General features: G+C 66.4%; 16 protein-coding genes. 8 read left to right on the forward strand and 8 right to left on the reverse strand.

Translation table 11 applies throughout. The features are described 5' to 3' along the window. Window positions 1-237: 237 nt before the first annotated feature. The 7 genes from SMAL_RS04115 to SMAL_RS04145 all read left to right on the forward strand — a co-directional run bounded on the left by SMAL_RS04115 (window position 238) and on the right by SMAL_RS04145 (window position 8,836). Window positions 238-2,400, forward strand: a complete 2,163-nt coding sequence (locus tag SMAL_RS04115) for a S46 family peptidase (protein WP_012510174.1) — start codon at window positions 238-240, stop codon at window positions 2,398-2,400. Between the two features lie 199 nt (window positions 2,401-2,599). Further along, window positions 2,600-3,244 (forward strand): histidine phosphatase family protein, encoded by a 645-nt coding sequence (locus SMAL_RS04120; protein WP_004145887.1) that lies wholly within the window; start codon window positions 2,600-2,602, stop codon window positions 3,242-3,244. Window positions 3,245-3,285: 41 nt separating this feature from the next. Next, on the forward strand, window positions 3,286-4,557 hold the full coding sequence (gene folC, locus SMAL_RS04125; RefSeq protein ID WP_012510175.1) for a bifunctional tetrahydrofolate synthase/dihydrofolate synthase: 1,272 nt from the start codon (window positions 3,286-3,288) through the stop codon (window positions 4,555-4,557). An 81-nt stretch (window positions 4,558-4,638) separates the two neighbouring features. Beyond that, window positions 4,639-5,679 (forward strand): SPOR domain-containing protein, encoded by a 1,041-nt coding sequence (locus tag SMAL_RS04130; protein WP_012510176.1) that lies wholly within the window; start codon window positions 4,639-4,641, stop codon window positions 5,677-5,679. 46 nt (window positions 5,680-5,725) lie between these two features. Then, complete coding sequence (locus tag SMAL_RS04135; RefSeq protein WP_004145964.1) at window positions 5,726-6,505, forward strand: CvpA family protein; 780 nt, start codon at window positions 5,726-5,728, stop codon at window positions 6,503-6,505. A gap of 30 nt (window positions 6,506-6,535) precedes the next feature. Further along, window positions 6,536-8,002 carry an amidophosphoribosyltransferase gene (gene purF, locus SMAL_RS04140; protein ID WP_012510177.1) on the forward strand — a complete coding sequence of 489 codons (1,467 nt, stop codon included), beginning with the start codon at window positions 6,536-6,538 and terminating at the stop codon, window positions 8,000-8,002. Between the two features lie 9 nt (window positions 8,003-8,011). Beyond that, the gene (locus tag SMAL_RS04145; protein WP_012510178.1) at window positions 8,012-8,836 is read left to right on the forward strand and encodes a ferritin-like domain-containing protein; all 825 of its coding nucleotides are present in this window, start codon (window positions 8,012-8,014) and stop codon (window positions 8,834-8,836) included. A gap of 67 nt (window positions 8,837-8,903) precedes the next feature. On the opposite strand, the gene SMAL_RS04150 is transcribed toward SMAL_RS04145, so the two are convergent. After that, on the reverse strand, window positions 8,904-10,361 hold the full coding sequence (locus tag SMAL_RS04150) for a T6SS phospholipase effector Tle1-like catalytic domain-containing protein (RefSeq protein WP_012510179.1): 1,458 nt from the start codon (window positions 10,359-10,361) through the stop codon (window positions 8,904-8,906). Window positions 10,362-10,586: 225 nt separating this feature from the next. Here SMAL_RS04150 and SMAL_RS04155 point away from each other — a divergent pair, with 225 nt between their 5' ends. Further along, window positions 10,587-11,840, forward strand: coding sequence for a zinc-dependent metalloprotease (locus tag SMAL_RS04155; RefSeq protein ID WP_012510180.1), 1,254 nt, complete (start codon window positions 10,587-10,589; stop codon window positions 11,838-11,840). Window positions 11,841-11,927: 87 nt separating this feature from the next. On the opposite strand, the gene lpxH is transcribed toward SMAL_RS04155, so the two are convergent. From lpxH to ppk1, 7 genes are all read right to left on the reverse strand, one after another. Continuing rightward, window positions 11,928-12,674 carry a UDP-2,3-diacylglucosamine diphosphatase gene (lpxH, locus tag SMAL_RS04160; protein WP_012510181.1) on the reverse strand — a complete coding sequence of 249 codons (747 nt, stop codon included), beginning with the start codon at window positions 12,672-12,674 and terminating at the stop codon, window positions 11,928-11,930. 160 nt (window positions 12,675-12,834) lie between these two features. Continuing rightward, on the reverse strand, window positions 12,835-13,374 hold the full coding sequence (locus SMAL_RS04165) for a phosphatase PAP2 family protein (RefSeq protein WP_004145998.1): 540 nt from the start codon (window positions 13,372-13,374) through the stop codon (window positions 12,835-12,837). Next, on the reverse strand, window positions 13,355-14,500 hold the full coding sequence (locus tag SMAL_RS04170; protein WP_012510182.1) for a glycosyltransferase family 4 protein: 1,146 nt from the start codon (window positions 14,498-14,500) through the stop codon (window positions 13,355-13,357). The genes SMAL_RS04165 and SMAL_RS04170 overlap by 20 nt, the downstream gene beginning before the upstream one ends. 144 nt (window positions 14,501-14,644) lie before the next feature. Next, window positions 14,645-17,569 (reverse strand): TonB-dependent receptor domain-containing protein, encoded by a 2,925-nt coding sequence (locus SMAL_RS04175; protein ID WP_012510183.1) that lies wholly within the window; start codon window positions 17,567-17,569, stop codon window positions 14,645-14,647. Between the two features lie 332 nt (window positions 17,570-17,901). Next, window positions 17,902-20,829, reverse strand: coding sequence for a TonB-dependent receptor domain-containing protein (locus SMAL_RS04180; protein WP_012510184.1), 2,928 nt, complete (start codon window positions 20,827-20,829; stop codon window positions 17,902-17,904). A gap of 294 nt (window positions 20,830-21,123) precedes the next feature. Further along, window positions 21,124-22,650 (reverse strand): exopolyphosphatase, encoded by a 1,527-nt coding sequence (gene ppx / locus SMAL_RS04185; protein ID WP_004146015.1) that lies wholly within the window; start codon window positions 22,648-22,650, stop codon window positions 21,124-21,126. 356 nt (window positions 22,651-23,006) lie between these two features. After that, a complete protein-coding gene (ppk1, locus tag SMAL_RS04190) occupies window positions 23,007-25,094 on the reverse strand; it encodes a polyphosphate kinase 1 (protein ID WP_012510185.1) in 2,088 nt (695 codons plus the stop codon).

Here is a 25,094-nt window from a genome sequence, read left to right on the forward strand (position 1 = left end):
CCATGTTGCGCTGCGGGTGCAGTGGCGGAACGAAAGGCGTGCGCCGACGGGCGTTTCGAACAACGCCGCTGCGCTCGCCGGGCATGGCCCGGCGCTACCGGGGAGGGTGCGCGCAAGCGGTAGCGCCGGGCCATGCCCGGCGGAGGGCATCGGTGCGCCTGGCCCATGACTTCCGGGGTTCGGGTCGGGGCAGGGTGGCGGGCTACAATCGAAGGTTCCACTACCAGGGGCCGCTCCATGCGCTCGAACCTGCTTGCATTCTCCATCGTCGCCAGCCTCGGGCTGGCCCAGGTCGCCCATGCCGCTGAAGGCATGTGGGTGCCGCAGCAGCTGCCGGAAATCGCCGGCCCGCTGCAGAAGGCCGGCCTGAAGCTGTCCCCGGAACAGCTGGCCAACCTGACCGGCGACCCGATGGGCGCGGTCGTCGCCCTCGGCGGCTGCACCGCCAGCTTCGTCTCGCCGCAGGGCCTGGTGGTCACCAACCACCACTGCGCCTACGGCGCCATCCAGCTGAATTCGACCGCGCAGAAGAACCTGATCAAGGACGGCTTCAATGCGCCGACCCTGAAGGACGAACTGAGTGCCGGCCCGAACGCCCGCGTGTTCGTGCTCGACCAGATCACCGACGTCACCGCCCAGGCCAAGGCCGCCATTGCTGGCGCCGGCAACGATCCGCTGGCCCGCAGCCGCGCGCTGGACGCGTTCGACAAGGCCCAGGTCGCCGCCTGTGAAGCCGATGCCGGCTTCCGCTGCCGCCTGTACAGCTTCTCCGGCGGCAACACCTATCGCCTGTTCCGCAACATGGAAATCAAGGACGTGCGCCTGGTCTACGCCCCCCCGGGCAGCGTCGGCAAGTTCGGTGGCGACGTCGACAACTGGATGTGGCCGCGCCACACCGGCGACTTCTCGTTCTACCGCGCCTACGTGGGCAAGGATGGCAAGCCGGCCGCCTTCGCCGCCGACAACGTGCCGTACCAGCCCAAGCACTTCCTGAAGTTCGCCGACCAGCCGCTGGGCGCTGACGACTTCGTGATGGTGGCCGGCTACCCGGGCCGCACCAACCGCTATGCACTGGCCGGTGAGTTCAACGAAACCGCCAGCTTCACCTACCCGACCATCGCCAAGCACTACAACGCAGTGCTGAAGATGATCGCTGACGCTGGCAAGGCCGACGCCGACGTCAAGGTGAAGTACGCAGCGACCGCCGCCAGCATGAACAACGTGGCCAAGAACTATCTGGGCCAGCTGGAAGGCTTCAAGCGCATCGACGCCGCAGGCCAGAAGCAGGCTGAAGAAGCCGCCGTGCTGGCCTGGCTGAAGAAGCAGGGCGCTGCCGGCAAGCCGGCCCTGGCCGCCCACGCGCAGCTGCTCAAGCATCTGGATACCAGCAAGTCGACCCGCGAACGCGACCTGTTCGTCGGCCAGTTCAACAACACCTCGGCCGTTGGCGCGGCGATCACCCTGTACCGCCTGTCGATCGAGCGCAGCAAGCCGGATGCCGAGCGCGAAGCCGGTTACCAGGAACGCGACCTGACCACCATCGAAGGTGGCCTGAAGCAGATGGACCGTCGCTACGTGGCAAAGATGGACCAGCAGCTGCAGACCTACTGGCTGGACCAGTACGTGGCCCTGCCGGCCGCGCAGCGTGACAACGAAGTGCTGAACAAGTGGCTGGCCGGCAGCGATGCCGCTGCGGTGAAGTCGCTGGTGAACAAGCTGGGCGGCACCGAGCTGGGCAGCCTGGACACCCGCCTGAAGTGGTTCAAGGCCGACCGCGCTGCGTTCGAAGCCAGCAACGATCCGGCCATCCAGTACGCCGTTGCGGTCATGCCGGCACTGCTGAAGCAGGAAGAGCAGAAGAAGATCCGCGAAGGCGAATCGCTGACCGCTCGCCCGCTGTACCTGCAGGCCGTGGCCGACTACAAGAAGAGCCAGGGCGAGTTCGTCTATCCGGATGCCAACCTGTCGCTGCGCATCACCTTCGGCAACGTCATGGGCTATGGCAAGGACGGCGTGAAGTACACCCCGTTCACCACCCTGGAAGGCGTGGCGGCGAAGGAAACCGGTGAAGATCCGTTCGATTCGCCGAAGGCGCTGCTCGATGCGGTCAAGGCCAAGCGTTACGGCGGCCTGGAAGACAAGCGCCTTGGTTCGGTGCCGGTGAACTTCCTGTCCAACCTGGACATCACCGGTGGCAACTCCGGTTCGCCGGTGCTGGACGCCAACGGTAAGCTGGTGGGCCTGGCCTTCGACGGCAACTGGGAATCGGTCAGCTCCAACTGGGTGTTCGACCCGGTGATGACCCGCATGATCGCCGTCGACAGCCGCTACATGCAGTGGATCATGCAGGAAGTGGCGCCGGCGCCGCAGCTGCTGAAGGAACTGAACCTGGCGAAATAAACCGGTTGCGGTAGTGCCGGCCGCTGGCCGGCAACCTCGACCAGACAACCGGAGTTTCCGAAACCCCGCGACCCACGTCGCGGGGTTTTTTCATGCCCGGCCCGGCCCGGTGCGCCGAACAGGTATCATCCCTGTTCCGCGTACTTCACGGGATGTGAACGAAACGCGGAAACCTCCTCCCCCAGGACCCCTTGCACGCATGCGCATCCTGCTTGCCCGCCACGGCGAAACGCCGTGGAACGCCGAAGGCCGCTACCAGGGCCAGATCGATATTCCGCTTTCGCCGATCGGTGAAGCCCAGGCCCAGGCACTGGGTGCCCGCCTGGCCTCGGTGGACATCACTCGTGCCGTCGCCTCGCCGCTGTCGCGCGCCCAGCGCACCGCACAGCTGGCGCTTGGCGCCGTGCGTGCCGACATGCTGCTGACCGAGCCGGAGCTGCAGGAAATCGCCCACGGTGAGTGGGAAGGCCTGCTCGCCAGCGAGATCAACGAAAAGGATCCGTCGCGCCTGCAGGCCTGGCGCGAGGAGCCCGATACCGTGCTGATGCCCGGTGGCGAATCGCTGCGCCTGGTGCTGGAACGCAGCTGGCGTGGCCTGGCCCGTGCCACCGAAGGCCTCGGCGAGCACGACACGCTGCTGGTGGTTGCGCACGATGCGGTCAACCGCGTGATCCTGTGCAAGGTGCTGGGCCTGCCGATCTCCCGCCTGTGGACCTTCCGCCAGGCGCCGACCACGCTCAACCTGCTCGAAGGCGCCGACCTGGACAGCCTGGAAGTGGTGCGCCTGAACGACTGCGCCCACCACACGCCGTTCTTCGGCGAAGCCAAGCACCGCGCTCTCTGATCCATCCCATCGAACCACCTGTTTCTGCTGGAACCGCTGCCGTGACGAACACCCCGACCACCCTGGCCGATTGGCTGGATTACATTGAACGCCAGCACCCGGCGACTATCGACATGGGACTGGAGCGCGTGCGCACCGTCGCCACCGCGATGGGCCTGGGTGCACCGGCCGGGCGCACCATCGTGGTCGGTGGCACCAACGGCAAAGGCTCCACCGTGGCCTTCATCGAGGCCATCGCGCGTGCTGCCGGCTGGAAGGTCGGCGCGTACACGTCGCCGCACCTGCTGCGCTACAACGAGCGCGTGCGCATCGATGGCCAGGATGTCGACGATGCGGCGCTGGTTGCTGCGTTCAATGCCGTCGAAGCGGCACGCGGCGACACCACGCTGACTTATTTCGAGTACGGCACGCTCGCTGCTTTGCAGCTGTTCGCCGACGCCGGGCTGGACCTGGCGGTGCTGGAAGTGGGCCTGGGCGGCCGCCTGGATGCGGTCAACATCGTCGACGCCGATGTATCGGTGATCACCACCGTGGACATCGACCATGCCGAGTGGCTGGGCGATGACCGCGAAGCCATCGGTACCGAGAAGGCCGGCATCATCCGCGGCTGGAAGCCGGTGATCCTGGGCGAGACCGATCCGCCATCAAGCGTGCTGGCGCGTGCCTACCTGGTGGGTGCCAACGCGATCCGCGGCGGCAGCGACTACTTCTACGAACCGATCGATGCCCAGCGCTGGCGCTGGCGCGATGTCGGTACCCGCCTGGAGCTGCCGACCCCGGCGCTGGCCGGGCCGATCCAGCTGGCCAATGCTGGTGCCGCGATCGCTGCACTGCGTGCGCTGGACAAGCCGGTGCCGCGCGCGGCGTGGGCCGAAGGCGTGGCCGCCGCCCGCATCGCCGGCCGCCTGCAGGCGTTCGAGCGCGATGGCGTGCAGATCCGCGTCGACGTCGGCCACAACCCGCAGGCGGCCGGCCAGCTGGCGCGTGCGCTGAAGGCCGAGGCGGTACCTGGCCGTACCCTGGCGGTGTACGCCGCGCTGCAGGACAAGGACGCGGCGGGCGTGGTGCAGGCGCTGCAGGACGTAGTGGGCGAGTGGACCCTGGCAAGCCTGGATGGCCCGCGCGGGCAGAGCGCGGCGCAGCTGCAGGCACGTCTGGCCGATACCGCTGCCGCCACCGCACAGCTGTCCGACAGCGTCGAACAGGCCCTGGTGCAGGTGCTGGCCCAGGCCCGGCGTGGCGACCGGGTGCTGGTGTTCGGCTCGTTCCATACCGCCGCCGCGGCCCTGCAGTGGCTGCGGGACCCGGCCTGATCCACGTTCAGCCAACGCCGACGCCGTCCGGTCCGGCACCCGTATAATCGACCGCAACCCCCGGACAGTTGCCTGCCTCACGTGGATACGCCTCTGAAACAGCGTCTGATTGGTGCCATCGTGCTGGTAGCGCTGGCCGTGATTTTCCTGCCGATGCTGGTCAAGGGGCCGGCCCCGGACAGTGGCGTGGCCAATGTGCCGATCGCCGCGCCGGATGCGCCAGCCGATGGCCAGTTCGAAACCCGCGAACTGCCGCTGGTTGCGCCGGCGGGCGGTGCCACCGGCCTGCAGACCGGCCAGGCCAAGCCGGTGCCGGATGCTGCCGCGCCGGCCACGCCGCCGACCGTGGACACCTCGCCTGCGGTGGCCGCCGGCAACTACGCGGTCACCTTCGGCGCGTACGGCAGCAAGGCCGACGCCGAGGCGGTGATCGCCTACCTGAAGCGTTCGCAGCTGCCGGGCTTCGCTGAGAGCGCCACCATCAACGGCCGCCAGGCATGGCGCGTGCGGGTCGGGCCGTATGCTGACCGCGCCCAGGCCGAGGCGGCCCGGCTGCAGGCGGTGAAGATCCGTGCCGATGTGAAGGCTGAGGTCATTGCCCTGGATGCGGCGACGGGCAGCAACGCCGCAGTTGCCGCCACCCCGGCGCCTGCGCCGGCGAGTGCGAGCACCCCGGCGGCGGCCACCGCGCCGTCGGCCACTGGCAATCCGGTGCGCAGCGAAAGCCTGCCGCCGAGCACGCCGACCGCCACCACCACCCCGGTGGCCAAGCCGGAACCGCCGAAGCCGGCACCGAAGCCGGAAGCCAAGCCTGAGCCCAAGCCGGAAACCGCGGCCAGCAAGCCGGCGACGGCGCCGACCACACCGGCAGCACCTGCCGCCAGCGGCGTCGGCTTTGCCGTACAGCTGGGCGCGTTCGGTCAGGCCAACGATGCCAATGCCCTGCGCGACAAGGTCCGCGCCGCAGGCTTCAGCGCCTTCGTCGAGCAGGTGCGTACCGACAAGGGCACCCTGCATCGTGTCCGCGTCGGACCGGTGGCCAACCGCGCCGACGCCGAACAGCTGAAGGCGCAGGTCGCCGCCAAGGTCGGCGTGGCCGGCATGGTGCGACCGCACCCATGACCCACGCGCAGCCCCGTTGCCAGCGCCGCCGAAGGAGCGGGGCGCCATGATCGACGTGGTGCTGCTGATCGTGATCGCCGCCTCGGCCCTGCTTGGGATGCTGCGCGGCTTCGTCGGCATCGTCATCGGCACCCTGTCGTGGCTGCTGGCCGCGTGGGCCGCCTTCGCCTTCGGCAATGACGCGGCCCACTGGTGGGCCGCACCGGCTGCACCGGGTGGCGAGCACTTCGTCGGTGGCTACCTGGGGGTCGGCATCGGCGTGATGATCGTGGTCGCGGTGATCGGCATGGTCATCAAGGCCCTGGTCCATCGCAGCATGCTGACCAGCCTGGACCGCCTGCTGGGCGGGGTGCTGGGCGTTGTCCGTGGCGGCCTGATCGCCGCGATCCTGCTGCTGCTGGGCAGTTTCACCCCGCTGACCGCCGAGCCGTCCTGGCAGCGTTCGGCGGTGCGCCCACTGCTGAACCCCACCGTGGCCTGGATGAACAGCAAGCTGCCGCACTGGCAGGTTCCCGGGGCCGATCTGCTGCCCAAGGCCTTGCCGACCGACGCGCTGTCCCCATCTGCATTGATGGAGTTGGGCAAGAACGCAGGCGCCGGGTTGGGAAAGCCGGGCGCGGCAGGCGATAATGGCATCCTCAACCAGGTAGTGGCAGGCAGCGGATGGCTGCGGCCTGCGAAAGCGGAACAGGGCGATTCCTACGATCCGGCCGAAGTGCGTCCGGACGCCCCAGCACTGCCGGACAGTATCGAGCCGGGCGATCCGGCCAATGTCGACCGCGCGCGCGGCGACCACCGCGGCCAGGTACGGCCACCTTCCTTGTAACTGGGCACAGCCCAGCGGAGACCTCGCACCATGTGTGGCATCGTCGGAATCGTCGGCAACCAGAACGTCGCCGGGCAGTTGTATGACGGCTTGACCGTTCTCCAGCATCGCGGCCAGGATGCGGCGGGCATCGCCACCGTCAATGGCAGCCGCCTGCGGGTGCAGAAGGCCACGGGCCTGGTCCGCGATGTGTTCGATGCACGCACCATGTCCACCCTGGAAGGCAGCGTCGGCATCGCCCATGTGCGTTACCCGACCGCGGGCTCGGAAGGCATGGACGAGGCACAGCCGTTCTATGTCAATTCGCCGTACGGCATCGCGCTGGCCCACAACGGCAACCTGATCAACACCGAGGCGCTGCGCCAGCAGGTGTTCGAGCAGGACCGCCGCAACGTCAACACCGATTCGGACAGCGAAGTGCTGCTGAACGTGTTCGCCTACGAACTGGAGCAGCAGCGCCAGCTCAGCCCGGAAGCCGCGATCCGCGCGGTGGCCGGCGTGCACCGTCGCTGCAAGGGCGGCTATGCGGTGGTCAGCGTGGTGCTGGGCCTGGGCCTGGTCGCCTTCCGCGACCCGCATGGCATCCGTCCGCTGGTGCTGGGCAAGCGCAGCCACGCCGAAGGCGATGAGTACATCGTGGCTTCCGAATCGGCCGCGCTGGACGTGCTGGGCTTCCAGCGCGTGCGCGACGTGCAGCCGGGCGAAGCGCTGGTGATCACCGCGCGTGGCGAGCTGTTCTCGGAGATCTGCGCCGAGCCGGCCGAGCACACCCCGTGCATCTTCGAATACGTGTACTTCGCGCGCCCGGATTCGATGATCGACAACGTCTCGGTGCACAAGGCGCGCATGCGCATGGGCATCAAGCTGGGCGAGAAGATCCTGCGCCTGCGCCCGGACCACGACATCGACACCATCATCCCGATTCCGGATACCTCGCGCGATGCCGCGCTGGAGATCTCCAACGTGCTCGGGGTGAAGTACCGCGAAGGCTTCATCAAGAACCGCTACATCGGCCGCACCTTCATCATGCCGGGCCAGGGCGAACGGGTGAAGTCGGTGCGCCGGAAGCTCAACCCGATCCACCTGGAGTTCCGCAACCGCGTGGTGCTGCTGGTGGACGACTCGATCGTGCGTGGCACCACCAGCCAGCAGATCGTGCAGATGGCCCGCGATGCGGGCGCGCGCAAGGTCTACCTGGCCAGCGCCGCGCCGCCGGTGCGTTACCCGAACATCTACGGCATCGACATGCCAGCGGCCGAAGAGCTGGTCGCGCACAACCGCACCGTGGAAGAGATCGAAGCCCACCTCGGCTGTGACTGGCTGATCTACCAGGACCTGGAAGACATGGAAGCGGCGGTGAGCGAGGGCAATCCGGCGCTGCGCAACTTCGATTCGTCCTGCTTCAATGGCCATTACCCGACCGGCATCGAGCCGGGCTACTTCGAGCGCATCCAGCAACTGCGTTCGGATGACGCCAAGCACAAGCGCCGCGCCTGAGGTCCAGGCGTGGTTGACGTGCCCGACGTCGGAGGCGATCTGCTGCGCGCCGCGCAGCAGTGCCTGGCGGAAGCCGACCCGCTGCGCAAGGTCGCGCTGACCCAGGCTTATGCGGCCGCGTTCCGTGCCGGCCGCCTGAAGGTGGCGGCCGATGCGCCGTCGCCGGAGCCGATCCGCATGCCGGGCCGGCCGGCGAAGCTGGTGCTGGTGCATCCGCGCGAAGTGCCGCGGCGCGGACTGGGCGGGGTGGAAGGGCGTGCCGCCTTCATCCACGCCATCGCCCATATCGAACTCAACGCGATCGACCTGGCCTGGGATGCGGTGTATCGCTTCCGTGGCCTGCCGTCGGCGTTCCATGCCGATTGGGTGAGTTGTGCCGACGACGAATCGCGGCACTTCATGCTGCTGCGCGAACGCCTGCAGGCACACGGCCATGATTACGCCGATTTCCCCGCGCACAACGGCCTGTGGGAAATGTGCGAAAAGACTGCGCATGACGGTCTGGCACGCATGGCATTGGTGCCGCGGGTACTGGAAGCACGTGGCCTGGACGTGACTCCGGGCATGATCGAGAAACTGCGCAATGTCGGTGACGCTGAAACCGCCGACGTGCTGGAGGTGATCCTGCGTGAGGAAGTGGCGCACGTCGCTGCGGGTTCGCGCTGGTTCCGCTGGCATTGCGACCGTGCCGGTATCGAGCCGCGCGCACGCTTCAAGGAGCTGCTGGTCGAATACGCTGGCGGCTATCTGTATGGCCCCTTCAATCTGGAAGCGCGCCTGCTGGCCGGCTTCGATGCTGACGAACTGGCCAACCTGGTCGAGCAGGCCGGCTGAAAAGGGACGGAGGGGATTAAGTCGTTTGTGCCTCAAACGACTTAATCCCCTCCGTCCCTTTTTTGCTTCACCCGTTTGGCAGCACCACGCGTCTGCCATCCACGGTCGGCCGGTTGATGTAGAACAGGCCGGGCCCTGGCCGGTAGGGCAGTTCGCTCACCCCGGCATCGGCGGCATAGGTCAGTGCGGTATCGCCCAGTGCATCGAAGTTCCAGTGCGCCGACTGCATCAGGTAGCGCCGTCGCAGCAGTGCCTCCTGGGTCGGGGTCAGCGCCTGTCCGGCCACCAGTCGCCGTGCGATCGGCAGCAGCGCGGAGGGGAGCGCCCAGCCTGGAACATCGGCTGCATCGGCACGCCACTGCACGCCGGCATCGCGTGCGTGCTGCTGCATCACCTGCAGGGCAATCAGCTGGTACCGCCAGTCGATGCGCCGGCGCAGCACCACCGCAGCAGTCACGTACAGCACCGGTGACAGCAGGACGCTGCGGCTGCCTGCACGACGCTGCTGTTGCCACTGGTGCCAGACATCGACCCACACTTCCTTCTGGTCCGCGCCCAGCTGTTGCCGCCAGCGCTCGGCATCGGCCTGCGCTTCGGCATAGGCCGTGGTCGCCTGCAGCACCGTCAGGGGCGGAATCTGGTAATCGGCAACGGCCGTGCGACGCAGCTGCTGCCGACGTGGACGACTGAGCAGCTTGGGGCCTTCTTCGATCTGGTTGTAGCCACCGCCGATGTTGGCGTGCACGCCCGGCAGTGCGATTTCAGTGAAGGGAGGCGCCACGCTGGTGAGTGGATAGTGCTGGCGGTGTTCGTCGCGTGCAGTCAGCTGCAGCACCTGGCCGGCGATACCGGTACGCAGTGCCAGCCGTGGCTGCTCATCGGCGCGGCCGCCATTGACCGCAACCACGGTGTCGAACAGGCCGATGAAGCGCAGTGCCGGTGTTGCCGCAGTGAAATCACCAGCACAGGCCAGGCCGGATGACTGCAGCAGTTGTCGCCAGCGTGCGTTGTCCCAGGCCTGCAACTGGTTGGCGATATCGCGTGCAGCGGCGGCACCGCGCGAATAGCCGAACAGGTCCAGCTGCACGCGCCGCAGCGGTTGCCGCCAGCGTGTGGACAGCTCGGTCAGCGCGACCGGCAGCAGCACCTGCAGCGCGCGTTGCACTTTCGCCCGCACGCCGCTGGCGCCGATACCGAAGGCCAGGCCGATCAGGTCGTCGTCTGCATCGTCGCGGGTGCCGACGCCTTCCACATAGATCGACAGCGATGCAGTCGCCAGCGTATCGCGGCGGCTATCCGGGTACAGCTGCTGCAGACGGGCGATGTTGGTCAGGCCGTTGTCGTAGCTGCTGGTCAGCCGGCTCTGGTAGGTCGAATCGTCGTCGGCGCGCAGCTGGGCCGGGCGTGGCTGTGGCAGCTGCGGGCGACCGCGTTCCAGATTGTGTGCGTTGTTGCGGGTGCCATCGAAGAACAGGCCGATCCGCAGCAAGCCGACATCTTCGTCCGTGTCCTGCGGTGGTGCCATGTGCATTCCCCGTCGTGGCTGCGTCACGGTAGCGCGAAAGCGGTGTGTTGGCGAAGTGTAGTGACGCTTTTGACCTGACTGAACGCAGATGCGGTCGATCACAGTTCCTGATTTTCATTCCCATCTTCTATTGAATTCACACGACCCGCGCAGGCCAGATGGCCAGACCCGGCAAACCCGGGCGTGCTGCATCAACGCTGTTCACATCATTCAAGGAGCGACGCAATGTTGTCCAGATCGATTGGCAAAGCGGCAGGTGGCCTGGTGTTGGGGTTGTCGGTGGCGGCGGCTGCGCATGCCGCACCGTTGTTCGAGCCGGTGACGGTACTCAGCCGTGCAGCGGCAGGCAGTGAACCCGCCCTGGGGAAACTGCTGGCGACGCCGTCCACGGCGACGGTGCAGGAAGTACGTGTGGATGCGGCGGCCACCGCGCAGCCACAGCTGGAGTTCGAGCTGCTAGGCCAGCGCGTACAGGCGGTGCGCAGCAAGGTCGAGTCGCTGCCCGATGGCGGCAGCATCTGGTATGGCCAGTTCCGTTCGCCGTCCGATCGGCTGACCGCTGCCACTTCGAACGGCCAGGATGATCCTGGTAATTCAGTGATCCTGGTACGTTCGGGCAACACCGTCACCGGTTCGATCCGCAAGGATGGCAAGCTGTATCGCCTGCGTCCGCTGGGCAATCGCCATGTGCTGGTGGAAGTGGACGAGTCGCGGATGCCGGCCGACCATCCGGCCGACTACAACCAGCTGCCGAAGATTCCGATGGGCAACAACGATCGCATCGGCATCGCACAGGCCTCGTCCGGTACGCCGGCGACCATCCGCGTGCTGGTAGTGGCGACCAACGCTGCCGTGGCGGCCTATGGCGGCAACATGCAGTCGCTGGTGCAACTGGCGGTAGCCGAATCCAACCAGGGCTACGTCAACAGCAACGTTGGCATCACCCTGCAGCTGGCCGGCTACGAGACCACCAGCTACACCGAGTCGGGCAACTTCACCACCGACCTGACCCGCTTCCGCAACACCAGCGACGGCTACATGGACAGCATCCATACCAGCCGTAACAACACCGCTGCCGACGTCGGCGTACTGCTGATTAACAACACCAGCTATTGCGGGTTGGCCTCGGGCATCGGTTCCACCGCATCGACCGCGTTTGCCGCGGTGTACTGGGATTGCGCCACCGGCTACTACTCGTTCGCCCATGAAATCGGCCACCTGCAGAGTGCACGGCACGACATCGCCAGTGATCCCAGCACCTCGCCCTACGCCTATGGCCACGGCTATCGTTATGAGCCGGCGAGCGGATCGCGCTGGCGCACGATCATGGCCTATGACTGCTCGGCCGGCTGCCCGCGGCTGAACTACTGGTCCAATCCGAACATCAGTTACAACGGTGTGCCGATGGGCATCGCCAGCAGTGCCGACAACCAGCGCGTGCTGGTCAACACCAAGGCCACCATCGCGGCCTTCCGCTGAGTCCAGGCGCCGACCAGGGTCGGCGTCTACCAGGGCGCGTGCACCTGCTCTGGTAGATGCCAACCTTGGTTGGCACCCTGCGATCCATCATTCGCGGCTGAGCGTATCCAGGGTCCAGCCATTGGCGTCCACGCGCAGCACCGAACCCTGTTCGTACCAGTCGCCCAGCACGATACGGGTGCAGGCACGGCCACCGGCCTGCAGTGCATGGATGGCCGGGCGATGGGTGTGGCCGTGGATCATGGTGTCCACGCCGTGGCGCACGAAGGTGGCATCGACTTCGGCCGGGGCCACGTCGGTCACGTTCTCGAACGTCGCACGATCACCCTGCTTCATTTCCGACTGGCGGGCCTGGCTGGTTTCGCGGGCCTTCTGTGCGAACGCGATGCGCGCGGCCAGCGGCTGCGACAGGAACTGCGCCTGGAACGCGGGATCGCGTGTCTGTGCGCGGAACTGCTGGTAGGGAATGTCATCGGTGCACAGCAGGTCGCCGTGCTGCAGCAGCACCGGGCGGCCGTACAGCTCGATCACGCACGGGTCGGGCAGGATGCGCAGGCCGGCGCGGCGTGCGTAGTCCTCGCCGAGCAGGAAATCGCGGTTGCCTCGGATGAAGTATGCAGGCACGCCGCTGTCGGTCAGCACCTTCAACGCATCGGCCACCGCATCGGCGGCGGGCGAGGGGGTGTCGTCGCCGATCCAGGCTTCGAACAGGTCGCCGAGGATGTACAGCGCATCGGCGGTGGGCGCCTGCTCGCGCAGGAAGCGCAGGAACAGGTCGGTGATCTCCGGACGGCTGGGGTCCAGGTGCAGGTCGGAAATGAACAGCGTGGTCATGCCTGCATTCTAGGGCATCCGCCCGCCGGGGATGCCGCTGCGCTCGCCGGGCGCGGCCCGGCGCTACCAAGGGACCGCTGCGCTCGCTGGGCCTGGCCCGGCGTTGCCCGGGAATCGTATGCTGACCGGTAGCGCCGGGCCATGCCCGGCGGAAAGCACCTCACACCGGCAGTGGCAACCAGGCCAGGCTGGCCGCGGCCAGCAACGCGGCGATGCCGGTGGCAGCGAGGACGTCGCTGGGGTAGTGCAGGCCCAGCACCACCCGCGACAGCGCCACACCGACGGTGAACGGCACCAACAGCGGCGCCAGCCACGGGTAGTAGGCCAGTGCGACGATGGTGAAGGACACCGCGTGCAGGGTGTGCCCGGAGGGGAAGCTGAATTCGTCCAGCGGTGCCACCCAGGCGCGGATGCGCAGGTCGGCGGCATACGGGCGCGGGCGCCGGGTCCAGCGCTTCAGGCTCTTGTACAGCAGCAGCGCGGCCAGGCCGGTGGCGGCCATGTGCACCGAGGCGCGCAGGCCGTCGAAGCCGTCCAACACCACCAGCGCGCCCATCAGGACATACCAGAACACGCCATCGCCGAGCCGGCTGATGACCGAGAACAGGCGGCGCACGCGGCGGCGCCGGCAGTAGTGGTTGGCCCGCCGGCACAGCCGTGCTTCGCGGCCGGCCAGCAGCTCAAGCGGCGTGGTGCGCATGGCCGCTCCTCCGTGACTGGGCCAGCTCGGCCAGCAGGGCATCGAACTCGGCCACCACCTGCTGCGGATGCAGGCGTTTCATCGCCTGCGCGGCGTTGCTGCCCAGTGCGTGGCGCCGCGCATCATCAGCGGCCAGTTGCACCGCCGCTTCAATGAACTGCTCGTCGTTGTCCACCGCTGCGCCGTTCTCGCCGTTGCGCAGGTACTCGCGCGCGGCGCCGTAGTCGAAGGCCACGGTTGCCAGGCCGCTGGCCATGCTTTCCAGGGTCACGTTGCCAAAAGTCTCGCTGCGGCTGGGGAACAGGAACAGATCGCCGCTGGCGAAGTGTTGTGCCAGGGCATCGCCGCGCTGGATGCCGCAGAAGATGAAGTCGGGGTTTTCATGCGCCAGTTTTTCGCGGGCCGGGCCGTCACCGACCCACACGAAACGCGCCTTCGGCCGGATCTGCTGCAGCCGGCGGAACGCCTTCACGGCCAGCCCGAGGTTCTTTTCCGCGGCGATCCGCCCGACGTAGATCGCTACCAGGCCATTGCCGTCCACGCCCCATTCCTCGCGCAGCGCAGGGTCACGACGGCTCGGATCGAACTGCTGGCTGTCGACTGCGCGCGCCAGCAGGCGCACGCGTTCGAATCCCTGCTCGCCCAGGAACTGCTGCAGCTCGCGGGTCGGCACCAGGGTCGCATCGGCCTGGTTGTGGAAGCGGCGCATCCAGCGCATTGCCGCTGCCTGCAGCCAGGCCACGCCGTAGTCGGGCAGGTACTCGTCGAAGCGGGTGTGGAAGCCGCTGGCGACCGGGATGCCGAGGCGGCGCGCGGTGCGCAGTGCCGACCAGCCCAGCGGGCCCTCGGTGGCGACGTAGACCGCATCCGGGCGCTGCTGCTGCCAGTGGCGGCCAAGCCGGATCGGTGCTGGCAGGCCGAAGCGCAGGCCGGGGTAGCGCGGTAGTGCAGCGCCCGGGACCAGCAGGGTGCCGGGTGCCGAATCCAGCGCTTCGCTGGCCTGGCGTGGCCGGATCAGGTCGATGTCATGCCCCGATGCGCGCAGTCCCTGTTCCAGGCCCTGCACGGTGAGGGCAACGCCGTTCACTTCCGGCGGATAGGTCTCGGTGACGATGGCATAGCGCATGGCGGGCCTCCGGGTTTCCGGCATGCTCGGGCCTGGCGATGTAGCCGATATGACCGCTTTGCGACCGCCAGATGACGTAGCCCTGGGAGCATGAAACCACGGCCCCGAAGGGCCGTGGCGTAAACGCTCATGCTGTGCAGTGGATCAGAAGCGCTGCTGGTATTTCATGTAGATGAAACGGCCGATGTCAAAGCCGCCGTAGTAGGAGAAATTGGCACTCGGCTGGCTGTACATGACCGGACCCTGGCGGCCGAACACGTTGTTGGCGCCGACCGAAACCGTGGCATCCCACGGCAGGTTGTAGCGTGCCTGCACGTCGTGGAAAGTGACCGATCCGCGACGGTTGTAGTCACGCGTACCACTGAACCACGGTGCGCGCTGGTCCGTGTGCGAGCATTCGTTCGGATAGTCCGCCAGGCCCAGGCAGCGTTCCTTCACTGCGGAGAAATAGCGCAGGCTCCATGTGAGGCCGAAGTCGCCACGCTCCCAGCCCAATGATGCGTTGGAGCGAACACGGAAGCCGATTCCATCGTTGGTGGCGATGCCATTGCTGGGAATCGGCGGTACATCCGCCTCGTTGGTAGTCCGTTCTTCCGCAGCAACCACATAGGTGGTCTTCCAGTCCGCGCTCAGCGTGCCCCAGGACGTTTCGATCTTGTGGCCGACTTCCAGGTCATAGCCTTCGGCCTGGCGGAAGCCGCTGTTGCGGCTGCCATAGTTGAGCTTGTTGACGATGCCCAGTTCCGGATCGCGGGTGAAACTGCCGCAGCGCTCGGCAATGCCCAACTCGTAGCAGTCACGAAGGATGTCGTTGGGGTGGTCGGCGACGATGGTGTTGTCGATGCGGATCTTCCACCAATCCAGCGCGATGTTCAGCCCTTGGGCGAACGAGGGGCTCCAGACCAGGCCCAATGTGCGGCTGGTTGAGGTTTCCGGCTGCAGGTCGGGATTGGAGCCGTTGGTGAAGGGCAGGGGGGTCTGCCCGCTGCTGCCGGTGATCGGTTCATTGCCCTGGCCGAGCTGGCGGTAGCTGTCCGCATTGGCAATGTCGGCGGCGCAGCGTGCACGCACTTCCGGACTGCTGGCCGCAGCGCCGTAGACGGTGTCGCAAGGGTCACGGAAGCCGGTGGTGAAGGTCTCCGAACCACCGCCGTACAGGTTGGAAATGGTCGGTGCGCGGAAGCCCTGGGCCCAGGTGCCGCGGACCAGCAACTGGTCGATCGGCTTCCAGGTGAAGCCGAACTTGCTGTTGAGGGTACCGCCGAAGGTGGTGTAGTCCGAGTAGCGGGTCGCAGCGCTCAGGCTCAGCTCACGTGCACCGGCCAGGTCACGCAGCACCGGCACGCTCAGCTCCAGGTACGCCTCGTCGACACGATAGCCGCCGCCGGTAGGACCTGCGGCCAGGTTGGTGGTGGCGCCGGTCTGTGCCAGTGCATCGGGGATGAAACGTCCATCTTCGCGACGGCTCTCGGCACCGACGGCGAAGCCCAGCTCACCGGCCGGCAACGTGGCGAGGCTGCCGCTGAGGCTGGCGAACAGGTTGCGGGTGGTGGTACGGCCACGGGTGAGTTCTTCCGGGAACAGCCAGTCCTGCAGTTCCGGATTGCCGGTCAGGCCATAGGGATCATCCTGGCCATACGGAACCAGCGGGTTCCAGGGCTTGCAGCCGGCGATTGGCGCCTCCGGCGTACCGCATTCGACCTTGCCGGTTGCCGGGTTGTAGAACGAGGGGCCGGTGGCATCGGCAACGCGCTGCTTGTGCAGGTTGCCGGTAGCGCGCTGGATCAGTTCGCTGCGGTTGTACTGGTAGCCTGCTTCCCAATCGAAGTCACGACCGCCGAACGCGAAGCTGCCTTCGAATGCAGCAACACCCTGCCAGGTGGTCAGTTCGCTGACGCTGACGCGTGGGATCTCCCAGGTGCGGCGGTTCCAGTGCACGTCGCTGGGGCTTTCATGGCCATGGTGGCTGCCGAACGGGTTGAACCAGCTGTCGGCGGACATCGGCGTGATGCCGGCGACAGCGGACTGGAACGGATAGCCCGCGATCTGGCGGGTGGTGGTGCGCCGGTTGTAGGCCAGCTGGGTGTTGAAGCGGACCTGCTCATTGAGATCCATGCGTGCGTCGACGAAGATCGAGTCGCGCTTGATCGGCGTCTGCAGATGCATCTGCTCGTTGCTGTTGCTGACATCACCGGTGAATGGCGTATTGTCGCTGAGGTGGAAACTGTCCGGGCCTCCCGGCTGGCTGCCACGGTCGAGCGAATAGCTGCAGCCGCGGCTGTTGCTGCAGCCTGGGCCCTTGAAACCGGTGATGCGGCCCCACTGGCCGACCGTCGTCCAGCCATCGGCCGGATGACCGTCGGTGTAGGTGTAGGCGCTGAAGCCACGGTCCTTCGCCCACACGCCCTTTTCTTCGACATGCTCGGCGGCGATGCTGATCGAAGCGCGTTCGTTCGACCAGCCGGCCACCACGTCGTACTGGGTGCGGGCGCCGTCGCCCTCGCTGTACTGGCCGTGGTAGACGCTGGCGGTCACGCCCTCGACGTTGCGGCGGGTGATGATGTTGACCACGCCGGCCATCGCATCGGAACCGTAGATGGCCGAGGCGCCATCCTTGAGGACTTCTATGCGCTCCACGGCAGCGGCAGGAATGCTGGAGATGTCCTGGTAGCCAGAGGTGGTCATGCCCAGGCGCTTGCCATTGACCAGCACCAGGGTGCGCTGCGGGCCGAGGCCGCGCATGTCCACGTAGCTGCCACCAGAGGCCTCGCCCGCGCTGAGCGGGCTGGCACGGCTGAGGGCAGGGCTGCCGGTCGCGGTCAGGTTCTGCAGGATGTCGGCAACCGAGTTGAAGCCCTGTCGCTCGATGTCGGCACGGCTGATGGTCAGCACCGGTTGCGCGGTTTCCAGGTCGACCTGGCGGATGCGTGAGCCGGTGATCTCGATGCGGTCCAGCGTGGTGGCTTCCGGGGCCTGCTGGGCGAGTGCAGGAGCGGCCAATGCGGTGGTTGCGGTCATCGCCAGCACGCGGCGGATCGCCAACCCCAGTTCGGGAATACGGATGATCATGGGTCTCTCTCTCTTCGAAGTCTTCGGTGCGCTGCCAAGCCGGACGGCGCCAATACCACCGCAGGCGGTGGACGTTCGAACCTAGTGAAGGTCTGTCGGGAGAGGTATGGGAAACCGATGAAAATGCGCCGGGTGGTTATGTCGCTTCTGCACAAATCGACATGGAATCAGTCGATTGCCGAGGAGTCTGCGATGACCGAGGCAGAGGAACATGCATCTGTCCTCGGGTTTGGAAACGTCAATGGCGATGCAGATAACGTCAGACTGCGCGGGCCGAAAAAAACCACGGCCCCGAAGGGCCGTGGTCGTGGAGCGTCAACAGCGCGGATGGATCAGAAGCGCTGGGTGTACTTCATGTAGATGAAACGACCGATGTCGTAGCCGCCGTAGTACGAGAACACCGAGCGCGGCTTGGTGTACATGACCGGGCCCTGCTTGTCGAACACGTTGTTGGCGCCGACGGAGACGGTGGCGTCCCACGGCAGGTTGTAGCGGAACTGCACGTCATGGAAGGTCACCGCGCCACGCTCGTTGTAGTTGCGTGCGCCCTTGTACCACGGCGCGATCACGCCCGGATCCGAGCACTCGTCGGCGTACTTGGTCGGGTTGACGCACTGTTCCTTGACGCTGGAGTAGTAGCGCGCGGTCCAGCTCACGCCGAAGTTCTCCAGATCCCAGCCCACGGTCAGGTTGGAACGTACGCGGAAGCCGATGCCCGTGTTGGTCACGATGCCGTTGCTGACGGTAGGCACGATCGTGCTGTCGTTCGACGAGCGCGAGATGTCCTTGGCCACGTAAGTGGTCGACCACGAGGTGCTCAGCTTGCCGTAGTCGGTTTCCAGGCGGTACGACAGGTCCATGTCGTAGCCTTCGACCTCGGCGAAGCCGGCATTGCGGCCGCCGAACTTCAGGCCGGTGACGATGCCGTTGGACGGATTGCGGGTGAAGCGCGCGCAACGATCGGCCAGGCCCTGCTCGTAGCAGTCGATCAGGATCTGGTTCGGGCTGTCATCGACGATGGTGTCGTCGATGCGGATCTTCCACCAGTCCAGCGAGACATTGAGGTTGCTGACGAAGGTCGGGCTCCAGACCACGCCCAGGGTGCGGCTGGTCGAGGTTTCCGGCTTCAGGTTCGGGTTCGAACCACCGATGAACGGGGTCGGCGTAGCGGCGACCGAGCCTTCCGTCGGCTTGTTGCTGCTGTCCAGCTGGCGGAAGTTGGCGACATCGGCGATGTCCCTCGCGCAGCGGGCACGCACTTCGGCGCTGCTCTTGGCCGAACCGTACTTGCTGTCACACGGATCCGAGAAGTTGGCGAAGGTTTCCGAACCACCGCCGTACAGGTCGGAGATGGTCGGGGCACGGAAGCCCTGCGCCCAGGTACCGCGCACCAGCAGCTGGTCGATCGGCTTCCATTTGAAGCCGAACTTGCTGTTGAGGGTGTTGCCGAAGGTGTTGTAGTCCGAGAAGCGGGTCGCGGCGTTGAGGCTCAGCTCACGTGCGCCCGGCAGGTCGGCCAGCACCGGAACATTCAACTCCAGGTAGGCTTCCTTCACCTTGTACGAGCCACCGGTCGGGCCAGCGGCCAGGTTGGTGGTGGCACCGGTCTGGGCCAGCGCGTCCGGCACGAACTTGCCGGTTTCTTCGCGGTTTTCCACGCCGAAGGCAAAGCCCAGGTCACCGGCAGGCAGGGTGAACAGGCTGCCGCTGATGGTGGCGAAGGCGTTCTTGGAGGTGGTGCGGCCAGTCGCGTTCTCGGCCGGGAACAGCCAGTCCTGCAGGGCCTGGTTGTTGGTCATGCCATACGGGCTGTCCACGCCGTACGGAACCAGCGGATTCCACGGCAGGCAGCCGGCGATCGGCGCACCCGGCTTGCCGCATTCGACCTTGCCGGTGCTGGCGTTGTAGTACGACGGACCGGTGGCGGCCTGTACGCGGCCCTTGTGCAGGTTGCCGGTGGTGTGCTGGCGCAGCTCGTTCTTGTTGTACTGGTAGCCCACTTCCCAGTCGAAGTAGCGCTCACCGATCTCGAACGAGCCGTCGAACGCGGCCACCGCGCGGTAGGTCTTCAGTTCGCTGGTGCTGGTGCGCGGCAGCTCCCACAGGCGACGGTTCCACTTCACTTCGGTCGGCGTGGCATAGCCATGCTGGTTGCCGAACGGGTTGAAGTAGCTGTCGATCGACATCGGGTTGATCTTGGCGACGTCGACATCGAACGGATAGCCGGCGGTGACGCGGGTCGAGCTGCGCTTGTTGTAGCCCAGTTCGGCCTTGAAGCGCACGTTGTCGGTGATGTTGGCCTGGCCCGAGAAGTACAGCGAATCACGCTTGATCGGATAGCTCAGGTGCATCTGATCATTGGTGTTGCTGACGTCACCGGTGAACGCGGTCGGATCGGTGAAGTGGTAGTTGGCCGGGTTGGTCGGGTCGCTGCCGCGGTTGAGTGCGTAGTTGCAGCCTTCCTTCGCATTGGTGCAGCCCGGGCCACCCTTCACGCCAAAGAACTGGCCCCACTGGCTGTTGGTGGTCCAGCCGTCGGTCGGGTGGCGGTCGGTGTTGCTGTAGCGGCTGAAGCCACGGTCACGCGCCCACACGCCCTTTTCTTCGGAGTGTTCGGCGGCGAAGGTGGCCGAGAAGCGGTCGTTGGACCAGCCGGCAACCACGTCGAAGCGATCACGTGCGCCGTCGCCTTCGCCGTACTGGCCATGGTAGACGTTGGCGGTGATGCCAGTGACGTTGGTGCGGGTGATGATGTTGATCACGCCGGCCATCGCGTCGGAGCCGTAGATGGCCGAGGCGCCGTCCTTCAGGACTTCAATGCGCTCCACTGCCGACACCGGCAGGGTCGACACGTCCTGGAAGCCGGAGGTGCTGATGCCCAAGCGCTTGCCGTTGACCAGCACCAGCGTGCGCTGGGTGCCGAGGTTGCGCATGTTGACGTAGGTACCACCGGCGTCTTCACCAGCCGACAGCACGTTGGCGCGGCTGATGGTCGGGCTGCCCATTGCGGTGACGTTCTGCAGGATGTCCGATACCGAGCTGAAGCCCTGGCGTTCGATGTCCAGGCGGGACAGGGCCAGCACCGGCTGGGCGGTTTCGACGTCGACCTGGCGGATGCGCGAACCGGTGATCTCGATGCGATCCAGGGTGGTCGGTGCAGCGTTGCTGCTCTGGGCGAAGGCGGGCAGGGCAGCCAGCGTTGCGGTGGTCGCCAGGGCGTAACGGATGGCCTGGCCCAGCGCGGTGGTACGTGAAGTCATTAACGATCTCTCTCTCAGGTCGTACACGAGACGCCACTCCGGGCGTCGATGAAGCCGGTCGTTAATCAGACCGACGACCGATAGTAGTCTCGTTGGTTAATGTCCTGTAAAGAGAACGTGTCGAAATTTGTCGTTTCTCATCACGTCATTTCACGAAAAATGAACAAAAGCAGATGCTTAAGTTGTTGACGTGGGCGTGCAGGTCGCTTTCAACTGCTGCGATGCAGCAGGAATTGCGCGAAAAACGCGCAGAACGCGGCGCGTAATGACGCGCCTGTCCTGGGGTGTGGGGGGTCAGGCCACGAACGGACGGAACTGGATGCCCAGGCCGGCGATGCCGTCGGTTTCGCCGATCAGGTCGGCCCGCAGCAGCGGGCGGGCATCGATGAACGCCTGCGGCACGATCAGCGACAGCCGGTTGTCGTCCGCGGTCAGCTCCAGCCCCGGCATCGGGTCGTCCTCGTGGGCGCGGTTGAGCAGCACCGCCAGGCGCAGCAGCGCGGCCAGCCTGCGCGCGGTCTGCAGCAGGCGTTCGGGCAGGGCATCGAAGGCGGTCTTGGTCACGCTGCGGCGGTGGCTGCGCACCAGCGCGGCCAGCATCTGCTGTTCCTGCCGCGAGAAGCCGGCGATATCCGAGTTCTCCAGCACGTAGCTGCCATGCACGTGGTAGCCGCTGTGGGCGATCATCAGCCCCAGCTCGTGCAGGCGCGCGGCCCAGCCGAGCATGCGTGCGTCGTCGGCGTCGAGCTTCCAGCGTTCCTGCACCTGCTCCAGCAGCGACAGCGCGGTGTCCTGCACGCGGTCGGCCTGCACGGTGTCGATGCCATAACGCTGGGTCAGCGCAGTGACCGATTCGTCACGCAGGTCGTTTTCGCCGGCGCGGCCGACGATGTCGTAGAGGATGCCTTCGCGCATCGCCGCCTTGCTGACCAGCAGCTTCTGCAGGCCCAGTGCCTGGAAGGCGGCCTCCAGCACCAGGATGCCGCCGGCGATGATCGGGCGGCGGTCGCTGGACAGGCCCGGCAGTTCGATGTCGTCGATCTTCTTGGCTTTCAGCAGTTCGTCGCGCAGCTGCGGCAGGGCTTCGGCGGTGATCGCGCCCTTGCTCAGCTTCATGGTCGCGCAGATTTCGCTGATCGCCTTGTGCGTTCCCGATGAACCCAGTGCTTCCTGCCAGCCCAGCGCCCGGTACTTGCTGGCGAAGGGCTGGAACTCGCGGCCGATCTCGGCCAGTGCATCTTTCCAGCGTTTCTTGCTCAGCTTGCCACCCGGGAAGAAACGACGGGTGCTGGCGATGCAGCCGGCCTGCAGGCTTTCGCGCTCCAGGGTCTGCATGCCCATGCCGATGATGAATTCGGTGGAGCCGCCGCCGATGTCGATCACCAGCCGGCGCTGGCCGGGCTTGGGTGGCTGCGCGTGGGCCACGCCCAGATAGATCAGGCGCGCCTCTTCGCGGCCGCTGACCACTTCGATCGCATGCCCGAGCGCGGTCTCGGCCGGAACCAGGAACGATTGCGGCGAGCGCAGCTGACGCACGGTATTGGTGGCCAGCGCGCGTACCTGGTGCGGCGGCACATTGCGGATGCGTTGGCCGAAACGGGCCAGGCACTCCAGCGCGCGCTGTCGCGCGGCGGCGGAAAGTCCACCCTTGCCATCCAGGCCATCGGCCATGCGCACCGTTTCGCGCAGGCGGTCGATCACCCGCAGCTGGCCGAGCGTGTAGCGCGCGATGACCATGTGGAAACTATTGGAGCCAAGGTCGATGGCGGCCAGCAGGTCGCCATCCTGCAATGCGGGCGGAGTCGTGGTGGTATGCGGCATGGACGAATGTTAGCCGAAGGGGCGGTGTGCTCGTCACCGCGCGACCTTCACATTTTGGAAGAGGGGAGTGCGGCAGGGCTGCGCCCTGCACCTGCAGAGGCAACGTCAACGTCAAGAGCTGGCTATCCGTGGGATGGCGGGGTAGGTCCGGTTGAGGGGGACGCTGTAAACCCGTCCATGGGGGCTTGGTCGCCGCATCCATGCGGCTCACGCCCCCTCAACCGGACCCACCCCGCCTTCGACAGAATTCCGCGATCTGATGGTGGGTGCCGACCGTTGGTCGGCACTGATCCAATCCCGACCAAAATCGGTGCCTACCGCTCTTGGTAGGTGTCGCCCTTGGTCGACACACCGTGTCAGAGACCCTGCATCAGTGCCATCTGCGCAGAATGCGGTGCCTCGTCGTGGGCCGGGGCACGCTTGTGGTAGATGCCGTCGGCGTCCAGGTCCCAGGCGTTGAGATTGTCATCGAGGTAGTTCTGCAGGACCTCGCGGTAAACCCGCTTGGCCAGTCCCGGGTCGAGGATCGGGAAGCAGGTTTCGACCCGGCGCAGCAGGTTGCGTTCCAGCCAGTCGGCGCTGGCGCAGTACAGCTCCGGTGCGCCGTCGTTGCCGAACCAGTACACACGGCTGTGCTCAAGGAAGCGGCCGACGATCGAGCGCACGCGGATGTTGTCCGACACGCCCGGCACGCCGGGACGCAGGGTGCAGGCACCGCGGATGATCAGGTCGATCTGCACGCCGGCCTGCGAGGCGGCGTACAGCGCGCGCACCACCTGCGGTTCGTTCAGGGCGTTCATCTTGGCGATGATCCGCGCCGGGCGGCCAGCGGCGGCGATGCGCGTTTCGCGCTCGATGCGGCCGAGGATTCCGGTGTGCAGGGTGAAGGGTGATTGCAGCAGGCGCTTGAGCTTCATCTTCGAGGCCAGCCCGGACAGCTGCTGGAACAGCAGGTGCACGTCGTTGCCGATGTCCGGATCGGCGGTGATCAGGCTGATGTCGGTGTACGCGCGGGCGGTACCGCTGTGATAGTTGCCGGTACCCAGGTGCACGTAGCGGCGCAGCTTGCGGCCCTCGCGGCGCACGATCAGCAGCATCTTGGCGTGGGTCTTGTAGCCGACCACGCCATACACCACCTGCACGCCGGCTTCCTGCAGGCGATCGGCCAGGCCGAGGTTGGCCTCTTCGTCGAAACGGGCGCGCAGCTCGACCACCACGGTCACGTCCTTGCCGTTGCGTGCGGCCTGGATCAGTGCGTCGACGATCAGCGAGTCCTTGCCGGTGCGGTACAGGGTCTGCTTGATCGCCAACACGTTGGGGTCGACTGCCGCCTGCCGGATCAGGTCCAGCACGGCGGTGAAGGCATCGAACGGGTGATGCAGCAGCAGGTCCTGACGGGCCGTGGTCTCGAAGATGCCGTCGCTGTCGCGCAAGGTGCGCGGGGTCATCGGCGGGTACTTCAGGTCGGGCTGCGCGATCAGGTCGTACAGCTGGATGATGCGGTTGAGGTTGACCGGGCCGTCGATGCGGTACACCGCGTTCTCGGTCAGGCCGAAATTCTGCAGCAGGGTACGCACGATCTCGCGCGGCATGTCGTGGGCGATCTCCAGCCGCACCGCCGGCCGGTAGCCACGGTCGACCAGCTCGTCGCGCAGGGCCAGTGCCAGGTTCTCTACTTCCTCCTCGTCCACCACCAGTTCGGAGTTGCGGGTGACGCGGAACTGGTAGGCGCCCTGGACTTCCAGGCCCGGGAACAGCTCGTCGACGAAGGTGGACAGCACCGAGGACAGGAACACGAAGTTCTGCGGCCCGCCGAGCTTCTCCGGCAGCTGGATGATGCGCGGCAGCGAGCGCGGCGCACGCACGATGGCCAGGTGGCCGGTGCGGCCGAACGCATCGGTACCCTTCAGCACCACCACGATGTTCAGCGACTTGTTGAGGATCTTCGGGAACGGGTGCACCGGATCCAGGCCCAGTGGTGACAGCACCGGCATGATCTCGTTGCGGAAGTAGGCACGCAGCCAGCGTTTCTGGCGGTGCGTCCAGGAGTGGCGGCCGAGCACGCCGATGCCGGCGTCCATCAATGCCGGGCGCAGTGTCTCGTTCCAGCAGCGGTATTGCTGGTCGACCAGTTCCGCGGCGCGGTCGTGGATGGCGTTGAGGATGGCCTGCGGGCTCATTCCATCCGGCGCCGGTGGCAGGCCGAATTCCTGCGCGTGGCGCACGGCAGCGGCACGGATCTCGAAGAACTCGTCGAGGTTGGTGCAGGAGATGCACATGAAGCGCAGGCGCTCCAGCAGCGGCACCTGCGGGTCCATCGCTTGGGCCAGCACGCGGAAGTTGAAATCCAGCTGCGACAGCTCGCGGTTGATGTACAGCGCCGGGTCGCGCAACGGATCGTTGTCCGGGCTCACGGGGAGGGGGAGGGATCCGAGGCTGCTCAT

This window comes from Stenotrophomonas maltophilia R551-3 (assembly GCF_000020665.1).
In the GTDB taxonomy this organism is placed as follows: domain Bacteria; phylum Pseudomonadota; class Gammaproteobacteria; order Xanthomonadales; family Xanthomonadaceae; genus Stenotrophomonas; species Stenotrophomonas maltophilia_L.

Excerpts from the sequence above, each read along its gene's own strand:
- SMAL_RS04155 (WP_012510180.1), top strand. The coding sequence starts at position 10,587 with ATGTTGTCCAGATCGATTGGCAAAGCGGCAGGTGGCCTGGTGTTGGGG.
- ppx (WP_004146015.1), bottom strand. The coding sequence starts at position 22,650 with ATGCCGCATACCACCACGACTCCGCCCGCATTGCAGGATGGCGACCTG.
- purF (WP_012510177.1), top strand. The coding sequence starts at position 6,536 with ATGTGTGGCATCGTCGGAATCGTCGGCAACCAGAACGTCGCCGGGCAG.
- SMAL_RS04180 (WP_012510184.1), bottom strand. The coding sequence starts at position 20,829 with ATGACTTCACGTACCACCGCGCTGGGCCAGGCCATCCGTTACGCCCTG.
- SMAL_RS04135 (WP_004145964.1), top strand. The coding sequence starts at position 5,726 with ATGATCGACGTGGTGCTGCTGATCGTGATCGCCGCCTCGGCCCTGCTT.
- SMAL_RS04175 (WP_012510183.1), bottom strand. The coding sequence starts at position 17,569 with ATGATCATCCGTATTCCCGAACTGGGGTTGGCGATCCGCCGCGTGCTG.
- SMAL_RS04120 (WP_004145887.1), top strand. The coding sequence starts at position 2,600 with ATGCGCATCCTGCTTGCCCGCCACGGCGAAACGCCGTGGAACGCCGAA.
- SMAL_RS04170 (WP_012510182.1), bottom strand. The coding sequence starts at position 14,500 with ATGCGCTATGCCATCGTCACCGAGACCTATCCGCCGGAAGTGAACGGC.
- SMAL_RS04150 (WP_012510179.1), bottom strand. The coding sequence starts at position 10,361 with ATGGCACCACCGCAGGACACGGACGAAGATGTCGGCTTGCTGCGGATC.
- SMAL_RS04165 (WP_004145998.1), bottom strand. The coding sequence starts at position 13,374 with ATGCGCACCACGCCGCTTGAGCTGCTGGCCGGCCGCGAAGCACGGCTG.
- ppk1 (WP_012510185.1), bottom strand. The coding sequence starts at position 25,094 with ATGAGCAGCCTCGGATCCCTCCCCCTCCCCGTGAGCCCGGACAACGAT.
- SMAL_RS04115 (WP_012510174.1), top strand. The coding sequence starts at position 238 with ATGCGCTCGAACCTGCTTGCATTCTCCATCGTCGCCAGCCTCGGGCTG.
- lpxH (WP_012510181.1), bottom strand. The coding sequence starts at position 12,674 with ATGACCACGCTGTTCATTTCCGACCTGCACCTGGACCCCAGCCGTCCG.